This window comes from Dellaglioa algida (assembly GCF_030127605.1).
Classification (GTDB): domain Bacteria; phylum Bacillota; class Bacilli; order Lactobacillales; family Lactobacillaceae; genus Dellaglioa; species Dellaglioa algida.
This window is the reverse complement of sequence record NZ_JANXLE010000001.1, coordinates 56,520-69,314: the sequence shown is the minus strand read 5'-3', so window position 1 is coordinate 69,314 and position 12,795 is coordinate 56,520. Positions and strand designations below refer to the sequence as shown.

Genomic DNA, 12,795 nt, shown 5'->3' with positions numbered 1-12,795 from the left:
AAATGATTTAAGGTTAACCTAAACTTTTTGTTTACAATGTATAAAGTTTGAGTATAATAAGGAATTGAGAAAGAAAAGAATTAAAGGAGTGGTGAAAAATGTCGAAAGAAGTGCAAGAACCAAAAATGGCTACCATAACAAAGAGTGCTAGTTTAGAAGAAGTAAATGGATCAGTCGAAGTTCCAAAAAGTGCCGGTTTTTTACGGACCTTATGGGCATTTAGTGGGCCGGGTGCGTTAGTAGCCGTTGGTTATATGGATCCGGGTAATTGGATTACATCAATCATCGGTGGGGCTCAATACCGTTACTTACTATTGTCAGTCGTTATTTTCTCTGGACTTATCGCCATGTTAATGCAATATATGGCCGCTAAGTTAGGGGTCGTTACAAGAATGGATTTGGCACAAGCAATCCGTGATCATACCAACAAACCGGTTGGGTTCCTTTTATGGATCATGACAGAATTAGCAATTATGGCAACAGATATTGCCGAAGTAATTGGTGGGGCGATTGCCTTGCAATTACTTTTCGGAATTCCATTAACAATGGGCGTTATGATTACCATCTTAGATGTTTTCTTACTATTATTGTTAACAAAATTAGGATTTAGAACAATTGAAGCAATTGTTGCGACATTGATTGCATCAATTTTAATTATTTTCCTTTACTTGGTTGCTTTATCAAAACCAAGTTTAGCAGGTATCATGGGTGGTATCTTACCAAGAGCATCAATCGTTATGAACCATGATCAATTAACATTAGCTTTAGGTATCATTGGTGCAACGGTTATGCCACATAACTTGTACCTCCATTCTTCAATCGCTCAAACACGTCAATATGATTCAAGTGACGAAGAAGAAGTTGCAAAGGTTGTGCGTTTTACAACTTGGGATTCAAATATTCAATTATTTGGTGCAACAATCGTTAACAGTTTACTTTTACTTTTGGGAGCTGCTTTGTTCTTCGGGCATGCAGACCAACTTCAAGCGTTCGGTGATTTATACCGAGCATTAAGTGATAATACGATTGCTAAAGGGATTGCATCACCCGTACTGTCAACACTGTTTGCTGTAGCCTTATTGGCTTCAGGACAGAATGCGACGATTACCGGAACCTTAACTGGTCAGATTATCATGGAAGGTTTTATACATTTAAAAATGCCATTATGGGCGCGTCGATTGGTAACACGTATAATCGCAGTAATTCCCGTTATGGTCGCCGCAATTATTTGGGGTGGTACTGAAGGTGTCCTAGATAACCTGCTTGTGTATTCACAAGTATTCTTATCCGTCGCTTTGCCATTCACAATGATTCCATTAATCTGGTTCACCTCTTCAAAGAAATACATGGGTGAACGATTTGTTAATCCACTATGGGTATCAATTATTGGTTGGGCTGCCGCAATCGGTTTAACAATTTTAAATATTCAATTAGTTTTCGATTTAGTTATTCAATTTTTCGAAGAAATTTTATAGAATGGGGAGAAAAATCACATGAAAAAAAGTTTTGAATTACCAAAGCATAAGAACATTCTTGTTGGGGTCGATAATTCGGCTGATGCACAGTTAGCATTCTTAAATGCGGTTAGTCATGCTTTAGATGATGATTCTCTGCTACACATTGTTACAGTTCTAGAGTCAGATGACTTGAACGTTTTCCAAGTTTTAACAAAAGATACGTTAGCTGAAAAACGCTTGAAGGTTGAAAAACAACTTCAAGAATACAAACAAAGTGCATTAGATGCAGGTGTTAAGGAAGTCCATATTGTTCTTGCCGAGGGTGAACCCGGAGAAACAATTGTTAAGGATGTTATTCCTGATGTGAAACCTGATTTAGTTGTTGTTGGATCAGTGGTAACCAAGGGATTTGGTAAATATTTAGGTAGTCAGGCAGCATACGTAGCTAAGTACGCACCAGTTTCAGTAATGGTTGTTCGTTAATAGAAATAAGTTATACAAAATGATTAAATCTACTAAAGATTTAGTCATTTTTATTTGGGAAACGTTTACTTGTTTATTTATATATAAGGTTTATGTTATGCTTTTATGTATAACAAAATTAGGAGTAAAGTGATGATATCAAATTATATTTCAATGTTAAAAGATGAGTTTAAAGGGTATAACTTGGCCAAGTTGGCTAAGGATTTAATGGCAGGATTAACGGTTGCAGCGGTTGCAATCCCATTAGCTTTAGCTTTTGGTGTATCAAGTGGTGCAACAGCTGCTGCGGGTTTGATAACAGCAATTGTAGCCGGTATTCTGATCAGTACGTTATCAGGCGCCTATTATCAGATATCTGGGCCAACTGGTGCAATGGCTGCTGTATTAATGGGTGTAATTGCGCAGTATGGACTAAAAGGGGTTTTTATTGCCACTTTAATTGCGGGTATTATTTTATTATTAGCCGGTATTTTTAAATTAGGGGTTCTAACAACATTTATTCCGGCGCCTGTTATTACGGGTTTTACATCGGGTATTTCAATTATTATTGCGTTCGGTCAATTAGATAATTTTTTTGGAACGCATTCAACCGGAGGCAGTTTAATTGAGAAGATTGGGAGTTATTCTAGTCTTGGATTCCAGCCTAAACTGGCGACAACTTTGATGGCAGTTTTAGTCGTCATCGCGTTATTCATTTTTCCGAAAAAATGGAATAAGGTGGTACCTGCTTCTTTAATCGCAATTATTGTGACGACTGCCATTACGATGGTATTCAAGTTAGATGTTGCGACTGTTGGTAAAATTCCGACGAGTGTTATTAGTGGGGATCGATTACAACTGGGATCATTAGATCTTCAGACTGTTAAAAATTTAATTGTTCCTGGAGCAAGTATTGCTTTATTAGGGATGATTGAAAGTTTATTGTGTGGTGCTTCAGCCGGTCGTATGACTGGTAAGGCATTAGATAGTAACCAAGAATTAATTGCCCAAGGTATTGGAAATATGATTCTACCGTTCTTTGGTGGAATTCCAGCTACAGCTGCAATTGCAAGGACAAGCGTGGCAATTAAATCGGGTGCACAAACACGGTTAACCGGTATTTTTCATGCACTTGCATTATTAGTTTCAATGCTTTTATTGGCGCCAATTATGGCACAGATTCCTTTGGCTGCGTTGGCCGGGGTTTTAGTTGTAACTTCATGGCGCATGAATGAGTGGTCAGCCATTAAATATCTTTTTAAAAATAAATTTAAAAGCGCCCTAATTTTATTTTTCCTAACGTTGGTTAGTACGGTTATCTTTGATTTAAGTACGGCCATTATGATGGGCGTAATGGTCGGAATCGTTATCTTTGTGGCTAAGAGTTCTATTTTGGATGTTGTGGTTGAAGACGTTGACTTAAGTAAAGTTGAAACGGCACAAGAAGGATTGAAGGCTGACTGGGCTGTTGTTTATATCACTGGACCGTTATTCTTTATGTCCGCAGACCGTTTGGATAAGGCATTGCAACCACTTCACGAACGAGATTTAGTTATCTTCTCGTTACGTGGGGTACCCTCAATTGATAATACAGCAATGGCCGTCATTCAAGATTTTTACCAGGATGCTCAGAAAAAAAATCACGAAGTCATCTTTTCTTCTGTTCAACCAAACGTGATGAAAATGTTTGAACGATCAGGATTTGAAGAGACGGCAGGAAAAGATGCGTTCTATTTCTCAGTTGATCGTGTTCTAAAAGAAATTCTATAAAATATAGATTGATTGACAAGAATATTTCGGCATGTTAAGATTCATTCAACTTAATAAATGAAGTTAACACAAAAGTAGTTCTTTATCTGGGAGTCAGAAAGTTGGTGGGTGATGCGAACCAATCAGGATAAACGGACCAAATACGTTAACGTTATTTAAATACCGGATAAATATCTAGAACCGTTATCATCTAGTGAGTGAGAATTTGTGTTCTCAATTAAACTGGGTGGTACCACGGCTAGAGTCGTCCCTGATACAATATTTAATATTGTGTCAGGGACTTTTTTTGTCCAGAAAAGGGGTAATAAAAATGCAAAATATAAATTGGAGTAAGGTTCGATATCAAATTTTTCATGATAAATACTAGAACCGACTAAAAAATAGGAGTGTTTACTAATGAAAAATAAATTATCATTTACAGAAGCAGCAAGTGTTTTGATGGGTATGTTAATTATTATGGGATTTGGCGTTATCAAGTTTGGATTATCACCACAAACGCCAGTAATGTTGGTCATCGGCTTATTGATATTATGGGCTAGAATACGTCATTTTTCGTGGGAAGAAGTTCACGCGGGTATTAAGGACGGAATGAGTACCGGATTAATCCCCATCTTTATTTTTATCCTGATTGGGTCATTAATCGCAACTTGGATTGCGGCAGGAATTATTCCAACCTTAATGATTTGGGGCTTTAACTTAATTAGTGTTAAATTTTTTGTTCCATCGGTCTTTGTAGTCTGTGCAATTATTGGACTATCGATAGGAAGTGCATTTACCTTGATTTCAACTGTTGGGATTGCATTGTTTGGGATGGGAATGACAATGGGTGTTAACCCCGCATTAGTTGCAGGGGCAATCATCTCAGGTGCTATCTTTGGAGATAAGATGTCACCTTTATCTGATTCAACGAACTTAGCTGCGGCTATTGGGGAGTCTGATTTGTTTAAACACATTAAAAATATGATGTGGACAACAATTCCTGCTTTTGTGGTCTCTTTGATTCTATACTTCATACTCGGAAGTGGTAGTTCGGAAGCCAATATGGACAAGATTAGTCAAACGATTTCAATCTTATCTAGCCACTTCTCAATTACGGCATGGGCCGCGTTACCAATTATTTTAATGTTTGTCTGCGCATGGTTAAAAATCCCAGCGATTCCAACGTTATTTATCAACATTGGTGTATCGTTAGTGATGTTATTTATTCAAAAACCACATACGAGCTTGCAAAGTATTGCCGCATTAATTCAATCAGGTTTTGTTTCTAAAACAGGTAATGCGAATGTGGATATGTTGTTAACTAGAGGTGGTGTTTCAAGTATGATGGGGACTGTTTCATTAATTATCTTAACGTTAACTTTAGGTGGGTTATTGATGAACTTTAATATCATCCAAGTTGTTATGGAACCTTTAGTTAAACGGTTGAACTCATCGGGTAAATTAATCACGGCAACTATATTTGCCGGAATTGGGGTTAATTTATTCGTTGGGGAACAATACCTATCAGTTATCTTACCCGGGAAGGCATTTAAACCCGCTTTTGATAAGTCTAAATTAGATAACTTGGCATTGAGTCGCGCACTTGAAGATGGTGGGACAGTAATCAATTACTTGATTCCTTGGGGTGTTGCCGGCGCATTTGCGGCAAGTACGCTTGGTGTTCCAACGTTAGATTACCTACCATTTGTCTTCTTTAGTTTATTATCTCCAGTTTTTTCAATTATCAGTGGCTGGACGGGCATTGGTTTGAAAGAAAAGAAAGCTTAAACTAAAAACGAGCGATATCGAATATAAAAATTCGGTATCGCTCGTTTTTAGTTATTTTTCATTTTTATTGAGCTTGATTAAGTACATAGTCATAAAGATAGCAATTAAAACCATTACCGTTCCGAAAAGTGGTGTCATCCCTAAACTAAGCTTAGAAACAACTTGTCCACCAATTAAGGATCCCAATGTAATACCAACATTGAACGCAGAAATATTTAGCGATGATGCTAGCGTAATATCTTTAGGTGTATATTTTTCAGCTAATTGAACAATATATAACTGTAGACCGGGAACGTTCATAAAGGCGAAAAGACCCAATGCCATAACCGTTAATAAACCTAAAATTGATAGTTTTGAAGTGAAGAAAAGAATGAATAATACAATCGCAAGACCAATAAACATTTTTAATAGGGCTTGAAGGGGATTGTGGTTTGCTAGACGCCCACCAATTGTATTTCCAAGGGCAACCATCAATCCATAGACAATTAAGATAATAACGACGGCGCTCTCACTGTAACCCATTGATGTTTGTAGAAGTGGCGTGATGTATGTGTAGACGACGAACGTACCACCATAGCCTAGGGCCGTTAAGAGCAATGTAATCAATAAATATTTATTTTTAAGAACGCGAATGAAGCCATGGGCATCAGATTTACCTGGAATGGGTAAACCATCAGGTACAAGGAAAAAGTTAGCTATCAAACCGATTAAGCCAATAACGCTAATAAAAATAAATGATCCATGCCAACTTGTATGCTGACCAATAAAGGTACCTAGTGGAACACCAGTCACGGTTGCAACAGTTAGACCAGTAAACATGACTGAGATAGCACTGGCACGTTTTGATGGTTCAACAACGTCAGCTGCGATAACAGATGCAATCGTCATAAAGATACCATGAGCAAGTGCAGAAACGATTCGACCAACCAATAGAATGAGAAAAGTGGGTGCAAATGCTGCAACTAAATTACCAATAATAAAAAGACCCATAATGCTAAGAAGTAGTTTCTTACGATCAAATTGACCAGTCATAATAGTTAATAAGGGTGCACCTATTGTGACACCAAGGGCATATAATGAAACGGTCAGTCCTGCTTGGCTTAATGAGATACCGAAGTCTTTGACTAATAATGGAATGAGGCCGACACTAATGAATTCAGTCGAACCAATTGCGAAAGCACTAATTGCTAATGCTAGAAGTGTTAAAGATGGAGATATATGTTTTTTTGCCATGAATGTGTAAAGCCTCCTTGATTTTTGTTGAAATAATGCTACAATTTATGATTATACGTGTACGAGGTTAAAAGGCAAGAACGTACTAAAAAGTGCCATAGGCACTTTTTAGTACCCATAGGAGGATTATATTGGAGAATAAAACATATAATATTGGCGTTGAAGCAACATTGGAAGTAATTGGTGGTAAGTGGAAAACAATTATTTTATGTCATTTACGTGGTGGAAAAAGAAGAACTAGCGAATTAAAACGCGCCATTCCGAATATCACACAGAAGATGTTAACACAGCAATTGCGCGAACTAGAGTCAGATGGAATTATTTCAAGACACATTTATGAACAAGTGCCGCCAAAAGTTGACTATCAGTTGACAGAATACGGTGAGTCTTTGAGTCTGATATTAAACAAGTTATGCGTTTGGGGTGAGAAACATATTGATCGACTAAATGAGGATAATCAACATGTTGTTTTAATGAATAGGGATAAAGTTTCGTAATAACCAAAAAGACACCAGCATTATTTTAAATAATGTTGGTGTCTTTTTTTACATTGAGGCTAAATGAACCATTAGGTCAGAATTAGTTAAAACAAGCTTAGCCGGTGCATCTAAGACGATAGTATGATTTTCCGAAAATTCTATAAAACGCGTCACATAATCTTTGATTTGGGTAAAATTGTGTGTCGACATAATGATTGTCTTCCCAGCATTATGTAATCCTTGCATAATTGAAATGATATTCTCCTGAGCCTGAGCTGTAAGACCTGTGAGTGGTTCATCCAAAACCAATACATCCGGATTTAAGGATAGGACGCTGGCGATTGCGACTAATTTTTTTTCACCACCAGAAAGATGGTAAGGAACACGATTTTCTAATTTATTTATATTTAGTAAGGTCAGACAATCAATTACGCGTTTATTAACCTCTGGCTCAGGAAAGCCCATTTGTCTGGGGCCAAAAGCAATTTCATCATAAACGGTTGTATTGAACAATTGAACATCACTATTTTGAAAAACAAATCCAACTTGTTGATGAAACTTTTTAGCATTTACCGAATTTTTAAAAAAGTGAGCGTTAATTTGTTGATCATTAAAAGTGTACTGACCATCACTGGGATAAATTAAACCATTCAATAATTTAAAAAGGGTAGATTTACCAGAACCATTAGGGCCTAATAGACAAACGAATTCATTTTTTTTAATGGATAGATTAATATTATTCAAGCTAAGTTTGTCAGTATAACCATAACGTATATTTGAAAATGAAAACATAATGAGCCCCCTACTCTAATTAAAAAAAAGTGTAATTAAAAAAATAGTGATACAAGTTTGTGTGATATCAGACAAATTAAGTCTTTGTTTTGTACGAGTAAAATGATAGTCGCCAGTAAATCCGCGAGCCTCCATTGCACCGTACATTTCTAAAGCCGTACTTTTTGTTTTTAGATACAAGCTGCCAAATAAATTTGATAAAGACTGATATTGATGCCTATTAACGCCAACTGATCGTAATTCCATCGCTGAAGTCATAGTGTAGAGTGATTCAGATAATATTTTTAAATATTTAATGGTTATATCGATAATAAAAATAATAATATCTGGGAAATGACATTTTTTTAAAACGATTATAATATCAAAAAATGTATTTGTGTTCATAAAGTATGAAACAATTATTAAAATTAAATTTGTTTTGAGTACGAAAAAAATAACAGTTTTTGCATCCGTTAAAAAAAAACTCGGTAGAATAAACAAAAGAACAAAAACTAAATTAATCGGAATCCGTTTTAATATCGTTAACATATTTAATTTTGGCAACAAGGCAATTTGAAGAAATTGGTACATATAAATGATCCAAATAAACGATATATTTCTTGAAAGAGAAGTTAATAAAATTAAAGTAATTGTTGTTAAAAGTTGAATAAATGAGTTTTGTCGATTTAACGATTGAGAGGTCGTCTCTGTTTTGTCTGAAAACAAACTCAATAGATTTAACAATCGACCTCTATTCTGTTGTAAGAAAGTATTTTTTTGTTTTACGGGTGAATAGTTCTCCGGTGAGGATAACCAATCAGGCATATTAAGATATTTTTGATTTTTCATGTGTCACCAGCTTAAATAAAATAATGAAAATAATGACTGCCGAAAAAGCTGAAAATATATAACCAAGCGGTAAAGACACGCCGAATAAGGAATAGTCGGGTAAGAATGGCTTGAAATCTAGACCATGTGCCATCCCTGCAGGCATGTGAGCCTTAAGACCGTTTTGCGTAAGTGTGGGTAGGATGTCTGATGCACTCCACTCTCCCCAAGCCGTTCCTGAAGCCAGTAAACCTAACGGAGATAGTACGGCTAGCCCACCAATTATAAGATAAAAGCGAGATAACATTTTTTTTACATTTGACTGTGGATGATTTCCGGCTAAATAAATAGAGTTAGGAGAGACTTTCTTTACAAACGAGAAGACTAAGACGGTGAAAACAGCTTCGACCCAACCGACAACGAGTAAATGGGTTAATGCCATTGCGGGTACTGAAATTGAGAGTGGGTAGGGAGCATAAAGTGGGTTACCACCCTGGTCCTGAAAAAGTAGTGGCTGAATACCTAACTCAACAGCCACAATTAATGCGGCTAAATTAATTCCGACATAAGCCCCAATGAAAGCACCTATTTTTTCTTGGTTAAAACGTTTAAAAAAAGAATAAATAAAGTAGCCAACAAAGGGCATTATGAAAGCCATATTGAACGCATTGGCGCCAAAGGCTAAAATGCCACCATCTCCAAATAAGAGTGCTTGTAGTAATAAGGCAACAGTAATCGATAAGGAGGCGGCCCACGGACCTAGCAGTATTGCGAGCAGCGTTCCACCAACTGCATGGGCTGTGGTGCCACCTGGTACGGGTAAATTGAACATCATAATTAAAAAAGAAAGAGAAGAAGCGATTCCTAACAATGGAACAGTTTCTTTTTTTTCTTTAATTTGAACTTTAACCTTTGAAACAGATATTGCCCAAACTGGTGCCATTGCAACAAACATGGTTATACAAGTTTGAGGACTAAGATAATTATCTGGAATGTGCATGAGAATCTCCTTTATTAGTTTGCGATGAAATCTAAGAGGTAACTGATATCAGTGATAACAATTTTTCGTTTTATTTTTGAAATAACTTGTTCTTTTTCTAGCTCGACAAGGATTCGATTCACGCTGCTTCTGGAGGAAATACCGCAGAAATTTGCAATATCCTCATTGGTGATATCAAAGTCGATTAAAATACCATTACTAATTTGTTTACCAAATAAATCGATGAGAATGTAAACGAAGGCACAGATGGCCCCTTTTTTACCATTCATAATCATTCGTTGTGAACGATAAATATTTTCTGAAAGTTTTTTTCGATAATAGTTCTTCACGTAATTTTGTAGTTCGATGGTTGAATTAACATACTCCCAAAAAGTGACACGATCTATTCTATAGAAGGTTGCTTCTTTTGATTCAACACGGACGTTAAATGGAGAAGACGTATATTTAGAAACTTCATCGCGTAACAAGGAAATAACATCTGGCTTAGCAATATATGACAAGTTAAATTCGCGACCGTCCTGTAAGATAATGCTGTTTTTGATGATACCTTCTTTTAATATATACGTGTAGCGTTCTTCTAAACCGTTGTACGTTAGATAATTGTGTCTCTTCTTAGTAATTGTAGGTACATTTTTTTCTTCTAAATAGTTCATCAGAAATTCAATATCAGTTAATACCATGGGGGCCACCTTAATTTTATATTTGTTTACAAACAACGTTAATCTTTAACATATGACAAGGTGAGAAACAAAAAACGCCTATATCACAATTGTACACATTTGTTTACATTCATGTAGTTCTAATTGCATAACAAAAGTATAGAGCCAAAGGATGACAAAAAACGACTGATTTAAAGGATACAAATGTAGACAATAATTAAACGTATAAAATAACAACGCCAAAAGAGAGAGTTTAAATTTATAACTCACGATATAATTCAAATGTTATAAAAGCAAGCATAGGGAAAGGAAATGACACATAAAATGGTATCAATAAAATTACCATATGATAAAAAGATGATTACGGTGAACATCGCAGATAAGAATTTTGCCGGAAAATTAGTTTCAGAAGCTGCAACATATCATAACGAACTAACTGAGGAAGAAACAGTTGAGCGGTCATTAGACAACCCAATTGGCGGTTCTAAGCTAGAAGAATTAGCAAAAGATAAAAAAAATATTGTCATCATTAGTTCAGATCATACTCGCCCGGTACCTTCGAAAATTATTACACCTATCCTGTTAAGAAGAATTCGATCGGTTGCACCAGATGCCAGAATTCGGATTTTGGTTGCTACAGGATTCCATAGGGCATCAACACATGAAGAACTTGTTGATAAGTATGGTGAAGATATTGTCGCAAATGAAGAAATCGTGATTCATAACTCTGAGGATGATTCTTCAATGGCAAAAATCGGTACATTACCCTCAGGTGGTGAATGTATCGTTAACAAAGTGGCAGTAGAAGCTGATTTACTTTTATCAGAAGGGTTTATTGAATCTCATTTCTTTGCCGGGTTTTCAGGTGGTCGTAAATCTGTTTTACCTGGTGTTGCTTCATATAAAACAATTTTAGCTAACCATTCAGGACCATTTATTAACTCGCCTAAGGCAAGAACGGGGAATATCAGCCATAATCCTATTCATAAAGATATGGTTTATGCTGCTAAAACGGCCAATTTACAATTTATTATTAACGTTGTTTTAGATGAAAACAAAAAAATTATAGGTTCTTTTGCAGGCGATTTAGAAGAAGCACATGCTGAAGGCTGCGCGTTTGTTAAACGCTTATCAGAAGTGCCAAAAGTACAAAGTGATATCACGATTTCAACAAATGGTGGCTACCCTCTAGATCAAAATATTTACCAAGCAGTTAAGGGGATGACATCCGCCGAGGCTACGAATAAGGAACACGGTATTATCATTATGGTTGCCGGTTCTCGCGACGGGCATGGTGGAGAAGGTTTCTACCATAATATTGCCGATTGTGATGACCCTCAAGAATTTTTGGATAAAGCGATTAATACGCCGAAGACAGAAACGGTTCCTGATCAATGGACGTCACAAATATTAGCAAGAATTTTAGTTAATCATGATGTCATCTTTGTCTCAGATTTGGTTGATCCTAAGTTGATTGCGGATATGCATATGAAATTAGCTAAGACGATTGATGAAGCACTAGATATGGCATACGCAATTGAAGGCGCAGATGCTAAAGTTGCAGTTATCCCTGATGGATTAGGCGTTATCGTTAAATAAAGGAAAATAAAAATGGAACAAAAAAATTTGAAAGATTTATTAATGGAAGTTGCAGCTGGCCGAGCTGATGTCACAGATGCTATGGATAAAATTAACAATTCTGGATTTGCAGAGCTCGACTTTGCTAAAGTTGATTTAGCTCGAGAAAAACGGAATGGGTACCCCGAGGTTATTTACGGAGAAGGTAAAACAGCGGAACAAATCGTTGGCATCATGCAGGTTATGACTCAAAATAAATTGAACATTTTAGGTACTCGTATTTCAAAAGAAAAATTTGAAATTATTAAAGAGTCTAATAAAAATGCTATATATTTTGAAAAAGCAAGATGCGTGACCGTTACAAATCATGAAATACCAACAACTGAAACTTATGTGGCGATTGTAACAGCTGGTACGTCAGACATGGACGTTGCAGAAGAGGCAGCGATTACGGCTGAAACTTATGGTAACAAAGTAGAACGCGTGTATGACGTTGGCGTTGCAGGAATTAGTCGACTTTTTAACCGTCTTGATGTCATTCAAGGTGCGAAGGTTGTTATTGTGATTGCCGGAATGGAGGGTGCGCTAGCAAGCGTTGTAGGTGGATTAATTGATTCACCGCTAATAGCGGTACCAACAAGTGTGGGCTATGGTACTAGTTTTGGAGGCGTTACGCCACTTTTAACGATGTTAAATAGCTGTGCATCTGGAATTACCGTCGTTAATATCGATAACGGATTTGGCGCGGGATATTCGGCAAGTATGATGAATCATTTATAGAAGGGAACAAA

12 protein-coding genes are annotated in these 12,795 nt (G+C 36.5%); 7 read left to right on the top strand and 5 right to left on the bottom strand.

Going from position 1 to position 12,795, the window contains the following annotated elements:
* Window positions 1-98: 98 nt before the first annotated feature.
* From N0K73_RS00320 to nhaC, 4 genes are all read left to right on the top strand, one after another.
* Window positions 99-1,475: an Nramp family divalent metal transporter gene (locus N0K73_RS00320; RefSeq protein WP_284068587.1), complete on the top strand. Its 1,377-nt coding sequence runs from the start codon at window positions 99-101 to the stop codon at window positions 1,473-1,475.
* Between the two features lie 18 nt (window positions 1,476-1,493).
* Window positions 1,494-1,940 (top strand): universal stress protein, encoded by a 447-nt coding sequence (locus N0K73_RS00315; RefSeq protein WP_284060668.1) that lies wholly within the window; start codon window positions 1,494-1,496, stop codon window positions 1,938-1,940.
* Between the two features lie 132 nt (window positions 1,941-2,072).
* A complete protein-coding gene (locus tag N0K73_RS00310; RefSeq protein ID WP_057974006.1) occupies window positions 2,073-3,689 on the top strand; it encodes a SulP family inorganic anion transporter in 1,617 nt (538 codons plus the stop codon).
* A 396-nt stretch (window positions 3,690-4,085) separates the two neighbouring features.
* Window positions 4,086-5,456, top strand: coding sequence for a Na+/H+ antiporter NhaC (gene nhaC / locus N0K73_RS00305; RefSeq protein ID WP_112250763.1), 1,371 nt, complete (start codon window positions 4,086-4,088; stop codon window positions 5,454-5,456).
* Between the two features lie 51 nt (window positions 5,457-5,507).
* On the opposite strand, the gene N0K73_RS00300 is transcribed toward nhaC, so the two are convergent.
* Entirely contained in the window at window positions 5,508-6,689 is a 1,182-nt protein-coding gene (locus N0K73_RS00300) for an MFS transporter (RefSeq protein ID WP_112250761.1), read from the bottom strand.
* 131 nt (window positions 6,690-6,820) lie between these two features.
* Between N0K73_RS00300 and N0K73_RS00295 the strand changes: the two genes are divergently transcribed.
* A complete protein-coding gene (locus N0K73_RS00295; protein ID WP_057974003.1) occupies window positions 6,821-7,186 on the top strand; it encodes a winged helix-turn-helix transcriptional regulator in 366 nt (121 codons plus the stop codon).
* A 48-nt stretch (window positions 7,187-7,234) separates the two neighbouring features.
* Here N0K73_RS00295 and N0K73_RS00290 read toward each other — a convergent pair whose 3' ends face one another.
* Genes N0K73_RS00290 through N0K73_RS00275 form a run of 4 tightly spaced genes read right to left on the bottom strand, consistent with a single transcriptional unit; the run spans window position 7,235 to window position 10,447 of the window.
* The gene (locus N0K73_RS00290; RefSeq protein WP_112250757.1) at window positions 7,235-7,960 is read right to left on the bottom strand and encodes an energy-coupling factor ABC transporter ATP-binding protein; all 726 of its coding nucleotides are present in this window, start codon (window positions 7,958-7,960) and stop codon (window positions 7,235-7,237) included.
* Window positions 7,961-7,975: 15 nt separating this feature from the next.
* Window positions 7,976-8,788: a CbiQ family ECF transporter T component gene (locus N0K73_RS00285; protein ID WP_112250755.1), complete on the bottom strand. Its 813-nt coding sequence runs from the start codon at window positions 8,786-8,788 to the stop codon at window positions 7,976-7,978.
* A complete protein-coding gene (gene cbiM, locus N0K73_RS00280) occupies window positions 8,766-9,767 on the bottom strand; it encodes a cobalt transporter CbiM (RefSeq protein ID WP_112250754.1) in 1,002 nt (333 codons plus the stop codon). The genes N0K73_RS00285 and cbiM overlap by 23 nt, the downstream gene beginning before the upstream one ends.
* A 14-nt stretch (window positions 9,768-9,781) precedes the next feature.
* Window positions 9,782-10,447 (bottom strand): Crp/Fnr family transcriptional regulator, encoded by a 666-nt coding sequence (locus tag N0K73_RS00275; protein WP_284068586.1) that lies wholly within the window; start codon window positions 10,445-10,447, stop codon window positions 9,782-9,784.
* Between the two features lie 303 nt (window positions 10,448-10,750).
* On the opposite strand from N0K73_RS00275, the gene larA reads away from it, so the two are divergent.
* Together larA and larB are read left to right on the top strand one after the other, a co-directional pair.
* Window positions 10,751-12,025 carry a nickel-dependent lactate racemase gene (gene larA, locus N0K73_RS00270; protein ID WP_112251013.1) on the top strand — a complete coding sequence of 425 codons (1,275 nt, stop codon included), beginning with the start codon at window positions 10,751-10,753 and terminating at the stop codon, window positions 12,023-12,025.
* 12 nt (window positions 12,026-12,037) lie between these two features.
* Window positions 12,038-12,784, top strand: coding sequence for a nickel pincer cofactor biosynthesis protein LarB (gene larB, locus N0K73_RS00265; RefSeq protein WP_112250750.1), 747 nt, complete (start codon window positions 12,038-12,040; stop codon window positions 12,782-12,784).
* The last annotated feature ends 11 nt before the right edge of the window (window positions 12,785-12,795 follow it).

Excerpts from the sequence above, each read along its gene's own strand:
- N0K73_RS00320 (WP_284068587.1), top strand. The coding sequence starts at position 99 with ATGTCGAAAGAAGTGCAAGAACCAAAAATGGCTACCATAACAAAGAGT.
- N0K73_RS00315 (WP_284060668.1), top strand. The coding sequence starts at position 1,494 with ATGAAAAAAAGTTTTGAATTACCAAAGCATAAGAACATTCTTGTTGGG.
- N0K73_RS00310 (WP_057974006.1), top strand. The coding sequence starts at position 2,073 with ATGATATCAAATTATATTTCAATGTTAAAAGATGAGTTTAAAGGGTAT.
- nhaC (WP_112250763.1), top strand. The coding sequence starts at position 4,086 with ATGAAAAATAAATTATCATTTACAGAAGCAGCAAGTGTTTTGATGGGT.
- N0K73_RS00300 (WP_112250761.1), bottom strand. The coding sequence starts at position 6,689 with ATGGCAAAAAAACATATATCTCCATCTTTAACACTTCTAGCATTAGCA.
- N0K73_RS00290 (WP_112250757.1), bottom strand. The coding sequence starts at position 7,960 with ATGTTTTCATTTTCAAATATACGTTATGGTTATACTGACAAACTTAGC.
- N0K73_RS00285 (WP_112250755.1), bottom strand. The coding sequence starts at position 8,788 with ATGAAAAATCAAAAATATCTTAATATGCCTGATTGGTTATCCTCACCG.
- cbiM (WP_112250754.1), bottom strand. The coding sequence starts at position 9,767 with ATGCACATTCCAGATAATTATCTTAGTCCTCAAACTTGTATAACCATG.
- N0K73_RS00275 (WP_284068586.1), bottom strand. The coding sequence starts at position 10,447 with ATGGTATTAACTGATATTGAATTTCTGATGAACTATTTAGAAGAAAAA.
- larA (WP_112251013.1), top strand. The coding sequence starts at position 10,751 with ATGGTATCAATAAAATTACCATATGATAAAAAGATGATTACGGTGAAC.
- larB (WP_112250750.1), top strand. The coding sequence starts at position 12,038 with ATGGAACAAAAAAATTTGAAAGATTTATTAATGGAAGTTGCAGCTGGC.